The sequence below is a fragment of the Microbacterium sp. NPDC091662 genome (assembly GCF_044756705.1).
In the GTDB taxonomy this organism is placed as follows: domain Bacteria; phylum Actinomycetota; class Actinomycetes; order Actinomycetales; family Microbacteriaceae; genus Microbacterium.
This window is the reverse complement of the sequence record NZ_JBIVTM010000001.1, coordinates 531,591-546,190: the sequence shown is the minus strand read 5'-3', so window position 1 is coordinate 546,190 and position 14,600 is coordinate 531,591. Positions and strand designations below refer to the sequence as shown.

Here is a 14,600-nt window from a genome sequence, read left to right as displayed (position 1 = left end):
GCTGTGGCATGTCGTGGTGTGGACACGCCCCGGGCGAGGCAGATGGTCTCCGTTTCGGGTGTTCTCCGGGCTCAGTCCTCGGCGTCGCGCGCCTGCGCGGCCAGCGCCCGCTCCACGTCGGCCAGGTTCTCGAGCACGAGTCGGCGCAGTGCCGGCGCAGCGTCCTGGTGGGCAGCGAGCCAGCCACGGGTCGCATCGCGCAGGGCGATGTCGGCCAGTGCCGTCGGGAAGAGTCCGACGATCAGGTACTGCGCGATCTGGTAGGTGCGCGACTCCCAGACGGGGAGCAGCATGTCGAAGTACGCGGGGACGAATTCGCCCAGCACCGCGGTTCCGGCCGGGTGCGTGAAGCCCAGCGCCGCCGAGCGGACGATCGTGTTCGGGGCGTCATCGCGCTCGATGAGTGCTGCCCAGGCCGCCTTCTTGGAAGCCGAGTCCGGCAGGGATGCGCGTGCCTGCGCGGCGAACTCCCCGCCCTTGGCGGTGTTGTCCGCGGCGAGAGCGGCATCGATCGTCGCGGCATCCGTCGCGCCGATCGTGGAGAGGCCCACAAGGAGCTGCCAGTTCAGGTCGGCATCGATCTCCAGCCCGGGCAGGGTGTCCTCGCCGGAGCGCAGACGACCGACGATGCCGGCGTGCTCGGGGGTGACCAGCGCGTTGGCGAAGGCGGTGACGAACTGCAGCTGGCTGTCGCTGCCCGGCTCGGCGGACTCCGCGAGGCTCCACAGGCCGTCGGCGATCTTCAGCCGCGCGGCTTCGCGGTCGGCCGGCGTGACGTACAGCGTCGCCGCGGTGCGCAGCTGGGCGAGCGTGGTGCGAACCGTCGTCGACTCGGTCTCTCGGCTGATGTTGCCCAGCACGAGGTCGATGTACTCCGACGCGCCGGTTTCGGCATCGCGCGTCTGATCCCATGCGGCGCCCCAGACGAGCGAGCGGGCGAGCGGATCGTGGATGTCGGCGAGGTGGGCGATCGCGGTGGCAAGCGACTTCTCGTCGAGGCGGATCTTCGCGTAGGCGAGGTCGTTGTCGTTGAGCAGCACCAGGTCGGGGCGGGCGAGCCCCTGCAGCTCCGGTACCTCGGTGCGGTCGCCGTCGACGTCGACCTCGACGTAATGAGTGCGCGTGAGCGAACCGTCGGTCAGCGTGTAGAAGCCGATTCCGAGCCGGTGCGGCCGGATCGTCGGGTAGTCCGCCGGCGCGGTCTGCGTGATCGCGAAGCGCGAGATCTTCCCGTCGTGGTCCTCGGCGATGACGGGCTCCAGCGTGTTCACGCCGGCGGTCTCGAGCCACTTCTTGGACCACGTGCTCAGGTCGCGACCGCTGGTGGCCTCGAGCTCCGAGAGCAGATCGCTCAGCTCGGTGTTGCCCCAGGAGTGCTTCTGGAAGTACTGCGACACGCCGGCGAAGAACGCCTCGATGCCGACCCAGGCGGCCAGCTGCTTCAGGACGGAGCCGCCCTTGGCGTAGGTGATGCCGTCGAAGTTCACCTGCACGTCTTCGAGGTCGTTGATCTCGGCCACGATCGGGTGGGTGGAGGGAAGCTGGTCCTGTCGGTAGGCCCAGGTCTTCTCCATGGCGTTGAACGTCGTCCACGCCTCGGTCCACTCGGTGGCCTCGGCGGTGGCGATGGTCGACGCCCACTCGGCGAACGACTCGTTCAGCCAGAGGTCGTTCCACCACTTCATGGTGACGAGGTCACCGAACCACATGTGGGCGAGCTCGTGCAGGATCGTGACGACGCGTCGCTCCTTGACCGCGTCTGTCACCTTGCTGCGGAAGACGTAGGTCTCGGTGAACGTGACGGCTCCCGCGTTCTCCATGGCGCCGGCGTTGAACTCCGGCACGAAGAGCTGGTCGTACTTGGCGAACGGGTAAGGAACGCCGAACTTCGACTCGAAGTAGGCGAACCCTTCGCGCGTCTTGTCGAAGATGTAGTCGGCGTCGAGGTGCTGCCACAGGCTCTTGCGGCCGTACACGCCCAGCGGGACGACGCGTCCGGAGGCGCTCGTCAGCTCCGAGAAGGTCGACTCGTACGGACCGGCGACGAGGGCCGTGATGTACGACGAGATCCGCGGGGTCGGCTCGAAGCCCCAGGTTGCGGTGACGTCGTCGTCATGCACGATGGGCTCGGGCGTGGGGGAGTTGGAGACGACCTTCCATGCGGCCGGTGCCGTCACGGTGAACTGGAACGTCGCCTTGAGGTCGGGCTGCTCGAAGACCGCGAACACGCGACGCGAGTCAGGTACCTCGAACTGGGAATACAGGTAGACCTCGCCGTCGACGGGATCGACGAAGCGGTGCAGGCCCTCTCCGGTGTTGGTGTACTCGCAATCCGCGTCCACGACGAGAACGTTCTCGGCCTGCAAGCCGGTGAGCGCGATGCGTGAGTCGGCGAAGACCTCGTTCGGGTCGAGCTGCTCGCCGTTCAGGGAGATCTCCCGCACGTCCCGGGCGATGAGGTCGATGAAGGTGAAGCCCTCGGGCGTCGCGGTGAAGCGCACAACGCTGCGGGAGCCGAACACTTCGGCGCCCTTGGTCAGATCGAGGGCGACTTCATAGGACTGAGTGTCGATGACGTCGCGGCGCTCTTGCGCTTCGATACGGGTGAGGTTCTCTCCAGGCACAGCTGTACTCCCAGGGGTGAGGGGATGTCACCGGGGCTGGGCGCAGTTGGCGCCGACGGCAACCCTGACAGCCTACGCCAGTGCGGCGGATGCCTTCTCGCATCGATGAGGGGAGGGAAACGGATTGAAACGGTCATTGCGCGCACGCCCGCACTCCGTCGAAGTGCGAGGATGGAGGGGTGACTGCGATCGAGCCGAATGTCGTTCCCTTTGCCTCGCCTGCTGCCTCCGGCGGTGCCCCCTTCGTGACCACGCCCGTGGCCTACGACGCGATCCTTCTCGCCGGATTCGGCGGTCCGGAGGGTCAGGAAGACGTGATCCCGTTCCTCCGGAACGTGACGCGCGGGCGGGGAATCCCCGACGAAAGGCTCGAAGAGGTCGCGCACCACTACCGACACTTCGGAGGGGTGAGCCCGATCAACGGGCAGAACCGCGTGCTCAAGCAGGCGCTGGAGAGCGCCCTGACCGAACGTGGCATCACGCTCCCCGTCTACTGGGGAAACCGCAACTGGGCCCCGTACCTGGAAGAAGTCGTGACCGAGGCATCGGCCAACGGTCACAACACGCTCCTGGCCTTCGCCACCAGCGCCTACAGCTCGTTCTCCAGCTGCCGCCAGTACCGCGAGGACTTCGCGCGCATCCTCGAGGAGACGGGCCTGGGCGACACCGTGACGATCGACAAGATCCGCCCCTTCTACGACCACCCCGGATTCGTCGAGGCCTTCGAGACGGGTGTGCGGGAGGCTGTCGAAGGCTTCCTCGCCGAGGGCATCGCGGCGACCGACATCCAGATCCTCTTCTCGACCCACAGCATCCCGACCGCCGATGCCGAGCGTTCCGGCGCACGGGACATCGATTGGGGTGAGGGCGGCGCGTATGCTGCGCAGCACCTTGCCGTCGCCGCCTGGGTGATGGATCGTGTGCGCCAAACGGTGCCCGCGGCAGCCGATGTGTCCTGGGAGCTCGTCTATCAGTCCCGTTCCGGCCCCGCCTCGCAGCCGTGGCTCGAACCCGATGTGTGCGACGTGATCGGCGAACTGCCCGGTCGCGGGCGCAAGGCGGTCGCCGTGGTCCCCGTGGGGTTCATGAGCGACCACATGGAGGTCCTGTGGGATCTCGACACCGAGGCGGCCGAGGCGGCAGAAGAAGCAGGTCTCTCCTTCACGCGCACCCCCACCCCTGGCGTGTCGCCGGCGTTCGTGACGGGCATCGTCGACCTGATCGAGGAACGTCTCCAGGGCCGCCCCAACGAGGAGCGCGCGCATGTCACCTCCCTTCCCGGGGGATTCGATGTCTGTCGCCCCGGGTGCTGCGAGAACATCCGCGCGGGCTTCAAGCCTGCCGCGGCCGGTGTCGCTCCGTGACCTCTCGGTGAAAGGCGCGCACTTCTAGGATGGGAGTCATGCGCATCCACATCGCCACCGACCACGCGGGACTCGACTTCTCCACGCAGCTGCAGGGACACCTGCGCGACTCCGGACACGACGTCGTCGATCACGGGCCGATCGAATACGACGCGGTGGACGACTACCCCGCGTTCTGCATCCGAGCCGCTCAGGCGGTCATCGCCGACCAGCGGGCAGGTGTCGAAGCGCTCGGTGTGGTCTTCGGCGGATCCGGCAACGGCGAACAGATCGCTGCGAACAAGGTCGAAGGTGTTCGTGCGGCGCTCGTCTGGAACCTCTCGACGGCCGAACTGGCCCGTGAGCACAACGACGCCAACGTCATCTCCATCGGCGCGCGTCAGCACACGTACGACGAGGTCACCTCGTTCATCGACCGCTTCATCGAGACGCCGTTCTCCGGCGACGAACGGCACGTGCGGCGAATCGGCCAGATCGCGGACTTCGAACGCGACGGCTCTCTTCTTCCGGACCCTCGGGCCTGAGATGCCCGAGGGTCATTCCGTCCACCGGATCGCTCGCCAGTTCGACCGCAACTTCGTCGGCAAGACGCTGAGCGCCTCCAGCCCGCAGGGGCGGTTCGCCGAAGGCGCGACGGTCCTCGATGGGCGCGCGGCAGTGAGCGTGCAGGCCGTCGGCAAGCAGATGTTCCTCGAGACCGAGGGCGATCTGTGGCTCCGCGTGCACCTCGGACTGTACGGGGCCTGGGACTTCGCGGGCGAGATCATCGTCGACCCGACGATCGCCTCGGCGAACGGGCGGATGGGCCAGACCAACCAGCGAGGTACCGTCCTCGATGAGCCGATCCTCGATGAGGCAGGGGAGAACTCTCTGGCGTCGATCGGAGCGCCTCGGCGTACGCGGGTGCATGTGCGCATGTCGGAGCAGACGAAAGGGCTGGCCGACGAAGGCACGCAGTGGCCTCCACCCGTCGTCGGCCAGGTGCGTCTGCGTCTGATGACCGACATCACCGCGGCTGACCTCAGGGGACCGACAGCCTGCGTGCTGCAGACCCCCGAAGAGATGCTCGCGACCGTCGCCAAGCTCGGACCGGACCCCCTGGTCGGCGATCCGGTCGAGAACGAGGAGCGGTTCGTGCGGGCGGTGCGGAAGAAGCCGACGGTCATCGCTCTGCTGCTGATGGACCAGTCGGTCGTCAGCGGCATCGGGAACGTGTATCGCGCGGAGATGCTGTTCCGGCAGCGCCTGAACCCGCACACCCCCGGCCGGGATGTCCCGGAAGACACCGTGCGCGCGCTCTGGCACGACTGGGTGCGGCTTCTCGCCGTCGGCGTCGAGACCGGGCAGATGATGACGATGGACGGTCTCACCGGCGCGGACTATCGGGCGGCGATGGCCAACCGGGACGACCGTCACTGGGTGTACCACCGCGCAGGTCTGCCGTGCCGCATCTGCGGGACGGAGATCGCTCTCGAAGAGATCGGCGCGCGCAAGCTCTACTGGTGTCCTCGTTGCCAGGCGTGATCACGCCCCCGACAGCGGCATCCGCATCCTAGGCTGATCGAATGCGACAGAATCCCAGCTTCACGCTGGCCGACGTGACCGAGATCCGCCGCGTGATCGAGGCGAATCCGTGGGCGACGATCATGAGTGCCGGCGATGAGGGACTCGTCGCCTCCCACTACGCCGTGCTGCTCGACGAATCGCGCGACGACCTCACCGTCGTCGGACACGTCGGCCGTCCCGACGACCTCCTACACGGACTGGGGCAGCGCGAGCTGCTCGTGGTCTTCCAGGGGCCGCATGGGTACGTCTCGCCGGGCTGGTACGGCGATGTCCCCGCCGTACCGACATGGAACTACATTGCGGTGCATCTGGCCGGCGTGCCCGAGATCCTGACGGCAGAGGACAACCTCCGTGTGCTCGATCAGCTCGTGGCACGCTTCGAGTCCCGCATGCCCGAGCCGCGACAGATGTGGGAGCGCCCGAATGACGACGCCTACGTCGAACGCCTCGCAACAGGGACGGTCGGCTTCCGGCTGACGCCGACCCGCGTCGTCGCCAAGAGGAAGCTCAGCCAGAACAAGCCACCCGAGACGATCGAGACGGTGATCGCCGCTCTGTCGACCGACGGGCCATACTCGAACCCGGCTCTCGCCGCGGAGATGCGGCGTGCGCAGGACGCGCGCCGAGGAGGACGACAGCAGTGACCGAAAGCGGAGCGGCGATCGACACCATCACGGCCGTGCGGATCGCAGGTCCGGGGCGCGAGTTCCTGATGGATGACGAGCCCGTGGACATCTTCATCGCCGATGGGCGCATCGCCGACATCGCGCCGACCGGTGCATTGCCGGCGCGGGGCGAGGTCATCGACGGTGACGGTGCGTGGGCCGTTCCGGGGCTCTGGGACAATCACGTGCACACGGTGCAATGGGCTCTGGCATCGGAAAGGGCACCGCTCGGTCACGCGGAATCCGCCGCCGCTGCCGCCGCGGCGATGAGCGGTGTGGCTCCGCTGCCCGACGGACGTCGTGTCGGCACCGGCTTCCGCGACGCCCTGTGGTCGGATCGACCGTCGCTCGCCCTGCTGGACGCGGCGACCGCCGACATCCCGACCTACCTCATCAACGCCGACGTCCACAGTGTCTGGCTCAACACCGCCGCTCTCGCTCGCGAAGGGTTCCGGAGCGACGACGGTGTGCTCCGCGAGACAGACGCCTTCGAGATCTCGCGGCGCCTCAACGCGGTCGACGCCGCCCACGGCGACCGCGCGATGATGCGCGCCGGCGAGCAGGCTGCCGCGCGCGGCGTCACCGGCCTCGTCGACTTCGACATGGCGTGGAGCGCGGAAGCCTGGCCCCGGCGGGTCCAGGCCGGTTTCGCCTCGCACCGTGTCGAGTTCGCGATGTATCCCTTCGACCTCGACCGCGCGATCGGTGCCGGTTTGCGCACGGGAGAACTGCGTGAGGAAGAAGACGTCCCGAGGCCCGGCCGCGGGCTGGTGCACGTGGGACCACTGAAGATCATCACCGACGGTTCCCTGGGCACCCGAACGGCCGCCTGCTCGCACTCGTACCCCGGTGACCCCGCCAATTTCGGAATGCTCACGGTGCCTTCGGACGAGCTCGTCGCGCTCTTGACCCGTGCGACGGGTGCAGGCCTGGGTGTGGCTGTGCATGCGATCGGCGACAGGGCGATCACGTCGGCGCTCGACGCCTTCACCGCCACGGGCGCCGTCGGATCGATCGAGCACGTGCAGCTCGTGCGGCACACCGATCTCGCGCGGTTCGCGCGCCTCGGGGTGATCGCCAGCGTCCAACCGCAGCACGCGGTAGACGACCGTGACCTGGTGGACCGCCATTGGGCGGAGCAGACCGCGATCGGCTACCCCCTGGCATCGTTGCGCGACGCCGGCGTGCAGTTGCGTTTCGGCTCCGACGCACCCGTCGCCGAGCTCGACCCCTGGCACGCGATCTCGGCAGCGGTGTCGCGCACCGACGACGAACGGACTCCCTGGCACCCCGAAGAACGGATCACCGTCGACCAGGCGCTCGAGGCGAGCGTTCGTTCGTCGCTCCGCCCGGGCGAGCCCGCCGACATCGTCCTCTGCGCCGCGGATCCTCGCACCGCGACGGGAGAAGGGTTGCGAACCATGTCCGTCCGCTCCACGCTGCTGGCGGGATACGTCACGCACAGCGTGTGATGCTCCGACGACACAGCGAAGGGGCGGCCCTCGGAGAACCGAGGACCGCCCCTTCCGAGGTCGATCGGATCAGGCGGCGATGTGCGAGACGAGGAACCAGCGGTCCTTCTCGAGGCCGCGCTGGATCTCGATCGCGACGTCCTGGCTGGTGAGGTCGACCTCGTCGAGGCCTTCGACGGCCGCCTTGACGTCGACGAGGATCGCGTCGATGTCGGAGATGACAGCGCGGATCAGCTCATCGGACTGGGCGAAGCCGGCCGAGACGGAGGTGGAACCCGCCTTTTCGGCGACGGCGCTCACGCGAGCATCGATCGGAAGACCAAGGGCGACGATCCGCTCTGCGGCGGTGTCTGCGAAGTCGCCGGCATGGGCGACGATCGTGTCGAGCAGCTCGTGGACGCCGATGAAGTTGGCGCCGCGGACGTGCCAGTGCGCCTGCTTGCCGTTGATCGTCAGTGCCTGGAGGCCGAGGACGACAGGGGAGAGGAACTGGGCCGCCCCTGCAGCCACGGTCGGGTCGATGGCGGTGGTGGAAACGGTCTGTGCCTTGCTCATCTTGTGCTCCTCCGGAACGGGTTCTCGTATCTGATGAAGACAACGCTACTCAGCCTCAGACATTCCGCAAGCAAGCTGAGGCTCGGCTCACTTCCGCGTGATTCCGCGGAAGTGAGGGTAGTCTCGCCTCATGAGCATCGCGCCAGGAGCCTCCGTCCTCGCACTGCCGAACAGCACGCCGTCGATCGACGCGACAGCTTTCGTCGCGGACGGCGCACGCATCGTCGGGGACGTGTCCCTCGCCGCCGGCTCCAGCGTCTGGTACAACGCCGTTCTTCGAGGCGACTCGGCGGAGATCGTCATCGGACCCGGCTCGAACGTGCAGGACAACGTCTCGGTCCATGTGGACGCGGGACACCCGGTCGTGATCGGCGCGAAGGTGTCGGTGGGACACAACGCCGTCGTCCACGGCTGCACGATCGGCGACGGCACGCTCATCGGGATGGGATCGGTGATCCTCAGCGGCGCTGTGATCGGCGCGAGCTGCCTCATCGCCGGAGGAGCCGTCGTGCTCGGCGGAACGGAGGTGCCGGCTGGTTCCCTCGTCGCCGGCGTTCCGGCGAAAGTGCGTCGGGCACTCAGTGAAGAGGAGCGCGCGGGACTCATCGCCAACGCCGACATCTATCTGGGGCACTCGCAGACGCACTCGTCGGCTACCTCGGCCTGACGGCCCCGGCCGCTAGGCTGGGAGGCGTACGGGGCGGTGGCCAAGCTGGTTAAGGCAGTGGGCTCATAACCCAACGATCGTCGGTTCAAGTCCGACCCGCCCTACTGCTCACCCACAACCGCTCCCGTTCTCCTCAGCCCGAGCATCAGCCGGCATTGCCGCGGGGAGACGAACGGATCCAACCGCTGCATCTCGAGCGGGCCGTCGCTGAGCCGGAGCACATCCCGGACGAGCTGGGCGTGAACGTCGCAGACCAGCGCCTGATCTTCCGCCAACAGCCCCTGATAGCGGCACGGTGCCAGGTCGAAGCGCATTGCCGATTCATCGACGACGGGGTCCAGACCGGCGTCGTCGAGGTGTTCGTAGAGGACGTCGACTTGACGCAGGGCGTCCTCCTCAAGCGCAGTCCGGGCATCGTCCGTCACGGCTCGGAGCATCCGCCCCCGCTCGCTCGCCCCGTCGACGCGCGTGCGGGCGACGGAGTTCGATGCCACGTCGCGAACGGGATGGAACACCACGGGCGGACGCCCCGGGCCGCCCGTGATCACGGTTTCGCTGTGGATCAGCCCCTCGTCCTCCAGCACGCGCAGGTGATCACGGACGGTGTTGAGCGGAATACCGGTCTCCTCAGCGAGCGCACCGGCACGATGCCCCGGCGTCTGCTGAATGGAGTGGAGCAGCCGGAGACGACGCGGCTGGGTGAGTCCTCGGAAGTCGTGGGCACGGCGGGGCATGTGGCGAGGATAGGCGGACCCGAAGAGTCCCGGGCTCCTTTCGACCGGAAAAAACCCGGTGGAAGAAGGAGCATGCATCGCCACTGCAGGAAAGGGTGGGAGAACCATGACGCAGAAGAGAAGGGAAATCATGAAACTCTCACCCGAGTCCGAGGCGGTCGTACGGACGACCGCCGGGGTCGTCGCACAGCACGCGGACGAGATCACGACGCTGTTCTACCGCGAGATGTTCGCCGCACATCCGGAGCTGCTTCATGTGTTCAATCGCGCAAACCAGGCGATAGGGGAGCAGCCCAAGGCACTGGCCGCTTCGGTGGTCGCCTTCGCGGTCCATCTCATCGACCCCGACGCCCCCGACTTCACGCCGGTCATGCGTCGGATCGCGCACAAGCATGTCTCCCTGGGCATCCAGGCACGCCAGTACACGATCGTCGGGCACCACCTCCTCGACGCCGTGCAGACGGTGCTGGGCGATGCCGTCACCTCCGCGGTCAGGGCCGCCTGGGACGAGGTGTACTGGCTCTTCGGCTGTTCGCTGATCGCGGAGGAGGCGAAGCTCTACGCGCAAGGCGGCACGGACCCCGACCGGCCGTGGCGCCCACACCGCGTCGTGGAGCGCGTGGTGGAGTCCGACGACGTCATCTCCCTACTTCTCTCGCCCGTCGAGGGAGAGGTCGCCTCGCACCGTACCGGGCAGTATGTCGCCATCGCCGTGGATCTGCCCGACGGATCCCGTCAGCCGCGCCAGTACACGATCTCCTCCGGGCCGCGCGGCGATTCGTTGCGTGTGACGGTCAAGCGGGTGCGCGGCGAGGGAGACTTTCCCGATGGCCAGGTCTCGACGTGGTTGCACGAACACGCCCATCCCGGCTCCGTGCTCGACGTGTCGCAACCCGCGGGGGACGTCGTGCTCGACGATGCGGAGCACCCTCTCGTCCTGGTGTCGGCCGGGATCGGCATCACTCCCATAGCCGCGATCGTCGAAGACCTGTCACGACGTTCCCCGGGGCGTACCGTTCGGCTCTTCCATGCGGACCGCGCCCACGACACGCACGCGCTGTATCCATCACTTCGTCGTCAGGTGCTCGCGATGGACGATGCCAAGGCGCAGAACTGGTACGCGACCGACGCCGACGTGGCCCCGACCCTGCATCCCGCACTCCCTGGGCGGATGGATCTGACCGACGTCGAGCTGCCGGACGACGCGGTCGTGTTCATGTGCGGGCCACTCGAGTTCATGCGGAACGCGAGAGCGACGCTCCTGCGTCGAGGAGTGCCCGCTGAGCGGATCGCCTACGAGGTGTTCGGTCCCGATCTCTGGCTGCAGCAGCCCGCGTCCGACGCCGCCTGAGGTCGCCGGCACCGGGAGAGGGGCACGGCCGCGCGGATGTCAAGCCCCTCCTCGGCGGTACCGCGCCACGCCATGCTTTCGATGTGCGGCACCGCGCCGCAGAACGGGAGGCACCATGAGCATCGGCAGCGGAATCGCGCTCTTCGTGATCGGGGCGATCCTCGTCTTCGCGATCAACGTCGACGTTCCCTGGGTCGACCTCGACATGGTCGGCTACATCCTGATGGGGGCCGGCGTCGTCGTCTTCCTCATCGGCATCGTGCTGCTCGCACGTCGGCGTCGCACCGAGACGGTGTCGCGCACCTTCGTCGATCCCGCCACCGGAGAGCCGACGACTCGTCGCTCCGTGAGCACCAGCGGCGACGAAGCGGTGTGAGCCCAGCCGCTGACGGCGTCCAGCTCGGAGGGTGACGGGCGCCGTCAGCCGGCGGTGACACTCTCGAGATGTTCCTCGACGAGCGTGATACCACCGCTCGAGCTCGCGGAGTGCGCGAGTTCTTCGATCCATCTCCTGCTCAGCTCGGGCGTCTGCGCATCCTGGAACACGAACCGCAGCGGGATCGAGGGGTGCAACCACAGCGTCGAGCGCCCTGGCGCATCGCCTTCGGGGTGTCGCCAGGAGAGCGTGAAGCTCTCATTCCGTCGCAGCTTGGTGGCGACGACCACCTTCAGATGTGCCAGGGCACGGTCGTCGATGTGAATGGGAGTCTTCGCGTCGCCGTAATAGAGACTGCCCATCAGCAGAGGCACGATTCGGCGGTGTGCGGGGTAGGGACCATGGTTCTCCTCGACGGCATGCTCGAAGGACCGAGAAGGCGGTCCGGGGGTAGTCGAACTCTAGCCAAGGAAGGCTCCGGCGATCGGCACGGAGGCTCGACCCGCCGCACGATGCGAACAGAGTCTTCGTTCCCTGTCAGAGAGGGGGCAGGTGGGGGGTAGCCCCGTAAGCCTCACGGTACGCCGCAACGAAGCGGGAGGAATTGCTGAACCCCCACCGCCGAGCGATCTCGCCCACGGACCGGCCATCGCCGGCGCGGAGATCGCGATGGGCGCCGTCGAGCCGTGCCCGACGCACGGCATCGGCGGGCGTGATGTCCAGAGCGCGCCGGAATGCATACTGCAGCCCCCGCGTGGAGATGAAGGACGCGGCGGCGACATCGTCGATCGTGATGGCGAGATGCGCATTCGCGTCGATATAGGCGAGCGCTCGGCGAACAGTCGCGGGAGCACCGGCACGCTGCGCCGGACGACGCAGCGATTCGGTGAACGTCGTCGGAAAGGCGGCGAGCGTGACCGTCAATGCATGGCGTTCGAGTTCGGCGAGGATCAAGGGTTCGGTGCCCTCGTCAGCGAGAGACCGATCGAGGTATGCGAACATCCGTTCCCAGCGCTGAGAGTCCGTGGCGGAGTGCGGCACGAGTCCCGTGGTGCGGAGTTCGCGTCGATCGTCGCCGGTGATCTGCTGCGCCCGCCGCTGCGCGGAGTGATGATCGAACACGACGGCTCGCACGCGTGCCGCTCGGTCCCACTTCGCTTCCACCTCGGTGCCGTCCGACATCCACACGGATTCCGCGTCCAGGGAATCGCGTCCAGACCACACCCGCGCGTCCGGTGCGTCGACGCGGCACACGAGGAGCTACTCCTGCGGCTCGGCTCGTGAGTGCACCTGCGCCGCGAGACGGTAGTCGATCAGCGACGCCGTCTCGAGTTCCTCGGATCGCCAGTCGAAGCGGAAACTCCGCGGATCCGCGTTCCTGAGTGAGGACGAGGGGACGAACTGCTGCCATGTGGACTCGACCCGTTCGAGATCGACGGACGTGAACTGCATGGGCTGCTCCTTGTGCCTCGCGCCCTGATCCCACTCGAAGGCGCACCATCTGGAGCGTATCCCACGACACCTGTTCCGAGCGGCGCAGCGGCTTCGCATCCGATGACGTCGTCAGTCCGGTACGGAGCCGGCAGCCCGCACCGGCCGGCTCCGTCGAGTACCTCTTCGGGGTCGAGCCGACCGATGCTCACGGAGTACTCGGCGAGCTCGGCCGCGGACGTTCAGGAGAAGGCTCACGGCGACTCGTAGACTCGGAGCATGACCGTGCCTTCTCCGTATGCGGAGCGTCTTCGTCGTCTGCCCGTGCAACGTCATGAGGTCGAGGTGCGCGGGGCGAGCACGGCGTACTGGGCGTACGGTCCTGATGATGCCGAGACCACCGTCATCGCGGTGCATGGGTTCCGCGGTGAGCACCACGGCCTCGAACCGGTGCTCGCATACCTGCCCGAGGTGCGAGTGATCGCGCCCGACCTCCCTGGCTTCGGCGAGTCGGGTCCGCTGCCCGGGCGCCGCCACGATCTCGACGAGTACGCCGGATGGCTCACCGACTTCGCCGCCGAAGTCTCACCCGGTGCTGTCATCCTCGGCCACTCATTCGGATCGATCGTGACGGCTGCGGCAGTGGCGCGCGGATTGCGGACTCCACGCCTGATCCTCCTGAACCCCATCGGAGCGCCCGCGCTCGAGGGCCCCAAGGGGCTCATGACGCGCCTGGCCGTGTTCTACTACGCCCTGGGCGCCCGGCTGCCGGAGAGACTCGGAACCGCACTGCTGCGCAATCGCATCATCGTCCGCGTCATGAGCATCACGATGGCCAAAACGAAGGATCCCGACCTCCGCCGGTTCATCCACGACCAGCACGACACCTACTTCTCCCGGTTCTCCGATCGCGACGTGCTCCGCGATGCGTTCGTCGCGAGCGTCTCGCACGACGTCCGCGAGTTCGCGCCCGATATCGACGTTCCGACGCTGCTGGTAGCTGCCGAACGCGACGACATCACGCCGATCGAAGCCGAACGCAAGCTCGCGACGCTCTTCCCGGACGCGGGATTGGTCGAGATCGCCCACGTCGGGCATCTGATCCACTACGAGACGCCGGCGGAGGCCGCCGGCGCCATCCGGCGCTTCCTCAGGATTCCCGTCGCGCGAGGCCGATGAGCCCCGCCACACGGAACGGGATCACCTCGCCCATGGCGAGTGAGGTCTCGGTGCGTTCCACGCCTTCGATCGACAGGATGCGCGCGTCGGTGTCGAAGAGGTGACGTGCGTCTCGACAGGCGACACGTGCGAGCAGATCGATCGATCCACTGAGCCCATGCGCCTGCACGACTTCGGGAATCCGAGCGAGCTCGTTGATGATGCGGGGAAGCTCGGTCTGACGGACGCCGATGCTCACGAATGCCTGCAACGGGAATCCGAGCACGTCGGGCGAGAACGATCTCTCGTAAGACAGGAAGATCCCACTCTGCTCCAGGCGCGCCATCCGCGCCTGGATCGTGTTGCGGGACAGGCCCAGGTTCTCCGCCAGCGCGACGATGGTGGTCCTGGGGTCGTCGGCGAGTGCGGCGAGAAGCTCGAGATCGATGCGGTCCAGTCCTGGCATAGTGCCAAACCCTAGCAGGGTCGCTCCGACGCAAATTGAGCAACATGCTCAAGCCGTCTCAGAATGCTTGAGCGAGGTGTTGAGCAGACGTACTCTCAGACCATGCCGGTGATGACGCCGGCATCAGTGCGCGGAGCCTCATGAGGGCCGCCGAGGACGAGGAGGACGACG

The 14,600-nt window shown here is 67.4% G+C and carries 16 protein-coding genes and 1 tRNA gene; 10 read left to right on the top strand and 7 right to left on the bottom strand.

All coding sequences use genetic code 11. The features are described from left to right. Positions 1-71: 71 nt before the first annotated feature. A complete protein-coding gene (gene pepN, locus ACIQLD_RS02685) occupies positions 72-2,624 on the bottom strand; it encodes an aminopeptidase N (protein WP_402604687.1) in 2,553 nt (850 codons plus the stop codon). Positions 2,625-2,803: 179 nt separating this feature from the next. Here pepN and ACIQLD_RS02680 point away from each other — a divergent pair, with 179 nt between their 5' ends. From ACIQLD_RS02680 to ACIQLD_RS02660, 5 genes are read left to right on the top strand one after another with little or no spacing between them, the layout of a single operon-like run. Then, positions 2,804-3,988, top strand: a complete 1,185-nt coding sequence (locus tag ACIQLD_RS02680) for a ferrochelatase (protein WP_402604685.1) — start codon at positions 2,804-2,806, stop codon at positions 3,986-3,988. 38 nt (positions 3,989-4,026) lie between these two features. Further along, entirely contained in the window at positions 4,027-4,512 is a 486-nt protein-coding gene (locus ACIQLD_RS02675) for a ribose-5-phosphate isomerase (RefSeq protein ID WP_402604683.1), read from the top strand. Position 4,513: 1 nt separating this feature from the next. Beyond that, positions 4,514-5,512: an Fpg/Nei family DNA glycosylase gene (locus ACIQLD_RS02670; protein ID WP_402604681.1), complete on the top strand. Its 999-nt coding sequence runs from the start codon at positions 4,514-4,516 to the stop codon at positions 5,510-5,512. A 41-nt stretch (positions 5,513-5,553) separates the two neighbouring features. Continuing rightward, on the top strand, positions 5,554-6,198 hold the full coding sequence (locus tag ACIQLD_RS02665) for an FMN-binding negative transcriptional regulator (RefSeq protein ID WP_402604679.1): 645 nt from the start codon (positions 5,554-5,556) through the stop codon (positions 6,196-6,198). After that, positions 6,195-7,691 carry an amidohydrolase gene (locus ACIQLD_RS02660; protein ID WP_402604677.1) on the top strand — a complete coding sequence of 499 codons (1,497 nt, stop codon included), beginning with the start codon at positions 6,195-6,197 and terminating at the stop codon, positions 7,689-7,691. The genes ACIQLD_RS02665 and ACIQLD_RS02660 overlap by 4 nt, the downstream gene beginning before the upstream one ends. A 69-nt stretch (positions 7,692-7,760) precedes the next feature. Here the strand turns inward: ACIQLD_RS02660 and ACIQLD_RS02655 are convergent, their stop codons facing one another. Then, on the bottom strand, positions 7,761-8,246 hold the full coding sequence (locus ACIQLD_RS02655; RefSeq protein ID WP_402604675.1) for a Dps family protein: 486 nt from the start codon (positions 8,244-8,246) through the stop codon (positions 7,761-7,763). 130 nt (positions 8,247-8,376) lie between these two features. Here ACIQLD_RS02655 and ACIQLD_RS02650 point away from each other — a divergent pair, with 130 nt between their 5' ends. Further along, on the top strand, positions 8,377-8,913 hold the full coding sequence (locus ACIQLD_RS02650) for a gamma carbonic anhydrase family protein (protein WP_402604673.1): 537 nt from the start codon (positions 8,377-8,379) through the stop codon (positions 8,911-8,913). A gap of 30 nt (positions 8,914-8,943) precedes the next feature. After that, a tRNA-Ile gene (locus ACIQLD_RS02645) sits at positions 8,944-9,017 on the top strand. Here ACIQLD_RS02645 and ACIQLD_RS02640 read toward each other — a convergent pair. Next, complete coding sequence (locus ACIQLD_RS02640) at positions 9,015-9,725, bottom strand: helix-turn-helix domain-containing protein (RefSeq protein WP_402608478.1); 711 nt, start codon at positions 9,723-9,725, stop codon at positions 9,015-9,017. The two genes, ACIQLD_RS02645 and ACIQLD_RS02640, sit on opposite strands and share 3 nt — an antisense overlap. 28 nt (positions 9,726-9,753) lie before the next feature. Here ACIQLD_RS02640 and ACIQLD_RS02635 point away from each other — a divergent pair, with 28 nt between their 5' ends. Both ACIQLD_RS02635 and ACIQLD_RS02630 read left to right on the top strand, forming a co-directional pair. Beyond that, positions 9,754-10,998 (top strand): globin domain-containing protein, encoded by a 1,245-nt coding sequence (locus ACIQLD_RS02635; RefSeq protein WP_402604671.1) that lies wholly within the window; start codon positions 9,754-9,756, stop codon positions 10,996-10,998. A gap of 115 nt (positions 10,999-11,113) precedes the next feature. Further along, entirely contained in the window at positions 11,114-11,374 is a 261-nt protein-coding gene (locus ACIQLD_RS02630; protein WP_021200531.1) for a DUF6458 family protein, read from the top strand. Positions 11,375-11,418: 44 nt separating this feature from the next. Here the strand turns inward: ACIQLD_RS02630 and ACIQLD_RS02625 are convergent, their stop codons facing one another. The 3 genes from ACIQLD_RS02625 to ACIQLD_RS02615 form a co-directional block, all read right to left on the bottom strand. Beyond that, positions 11,419-11,736, bottom strand: a complete 318-nt coding sequence (locus tag ACIQLD_RS02625; protein WP_402604669.1) for a hypothetical protein — start codon at positions 11,734-11,736, stop codon at positions 11,419-11,421. Between the two features lie 175 nt (positions 11,737-11,911). Further along, complete coding sequence (locus ACIQLD_RS02620) at positions 11,912-12,556, bottom strand: helix-turn-helix transcriptional regulator (RefSeq protein WP_402604667.1); 645 nt, start codon at positions 12,554-12,556, stop codon at positions 11,912-11,914. A gap of 78 nt (positions 12,557-12,634) precedes the next feature. Continuing rightward, positions 12,635-12,826, bottom strand: a complete 192-nt coding sequence (locus ACIQLD_RS02615; RefSeq protein WP_402604664.1) for a hypothetical protein — start codon at positions 12,824-12,826, stop codon at positions 12,635-12,637. A gap of 258 nt (positions 12,827-13,084) precedes the next feature. On the opposite strand from ACIQLD_RS02615, the gene ACIQLD_RS02610 reads away from it, so the two are divergent. Beyond that, a complete protein-coding gene (locus ACIQLD_RS02610) occupies positions 13,085-13,984 on the top strand; it encodes an alpha/beta fold hydrolase (RefSeq protein WP_402604662.1) in 900 nt (299 codons plus the stop codon). Here the strand turns inward: ACIQLD_RS02610 and ACIQLD_RS02605 are convergent. Beyond that, positions 13,956-14,429 carry an Lrp/AsnC family transcriptional regulator gene (locus tag ACIQLD_RS02605; protein ID WP_028501915.1) on the bottom strand — a complete coding sequence of 158 codons (474 nt, stop codon included), beginning with the start codon at positions 14,427-14,429 and terminating at the stop codon, positions 13,956-13,958. The two genes, ACIQLD_RS02610 and ACIQLD_RS02605, sit on opposite strands and share 29 nt — an antisense overlap. Positions 14,430-14,600 lie beyond the last annotated feature (171 nt).

Excerpts from the sequence above, each read along its gene's own strand:
- ACIQLD_RS02605 (WP_028501915.1), bottom strand. The coding sequence starts at position 14,429 with ATGCCAGGACTGGACCGCATCGATCTCGAGCTTCTCGCCGCACTCGCC.
- ACIQLD_RS02655 (WP_402604675.1), bottom strand. The coding sequence starts at position 8,246 with ATGAGCAAGGCACAGACCGTTTCCACCACCGCCATCGACCCGACCGTG.
- ACIQLD_RS02615 (WP_402604664.1), bottom strand. The coding sequence starts at position 12,826 with ATGCAGTTCACGTCCGTCGATCTCGAACGGGTCGAGTCCACATGGCAG.
- ACIQLD_RS02635 (WP_402604671.1), top strand. The coding sequence starts at position 9,754 with ATGACGCAGAAGAGAAGGGAAATCATGAAACTCTCACCCGAGTCCGAG.
- ACIQLD_RS02650 (WP_402604673.1), top strand. The coding sequence starts at position 8,377 with ATGAGCATCGCGCCAGGAGCCTCCGTCCTCGCACTGCCGAACAGCACG.
- ACIQLD_RS02670 (WP_402604681.1), top strand. The coding sequence starts at position 4,514 with ATGCCCGAGGGTCATTCCGTCCACCGGATCGCTCGCCAGTTCGACCGC.
- ACIQLD_RS02630 (WP_021200531.1), top strand. The coding sequence starts at position 11,114 with ATGAGCATCGGCAGCGGAATCGCGCTCTTCGTGATCGGGGCGATCCTC.
- ACIQLD_RS02625 (WP_402604669.1), bottom strand. The coding sequence starts at position 11,736 with ATGGGCAGTCTCTATTACGGCGACGCGAAGACTCCCATTCACATCGAC.
- ACIQLD_RS02675 (WP_402604683.1), top strand. The coding sequence starts at position 4,027 with ATGCGCATCCACATCGCCACCGACCACGCGGGACTCGACTTCTCCACG.
- ACIQLD_RS02610 (WP_402604662.1), top strand. The coding sequence starts at position 13,085 with ATGACCGTGCCTTCTCCGTATGCGGAGCGTCTTCGTCGTCTGCCCGTG.
- ACIQLD_RS02665 (WP_402604679.1), top strand. The coding sequence starts at position 5,554 with ATGCGACAGAATCCCAGCTTCACGCTGGCCGACGTGACCGAGATCCGC.
- ACIQLD_RS02620 (WP_402604667.1), bottom strand. The coding sequence starts at position 12,556 with ATGTCGGACGGCACCGAGGTGGAAGCGAAGTGGGACCGAGCGGCACGC.
- ACIQLD_RS02640 (WP_402608478.1), bottom strand. The coding sequence starts at position 9,725 with ATGCATGCTCCTTCTTCCACCGGGTTTTTTCCGGTCGAAAGGAGCCCG.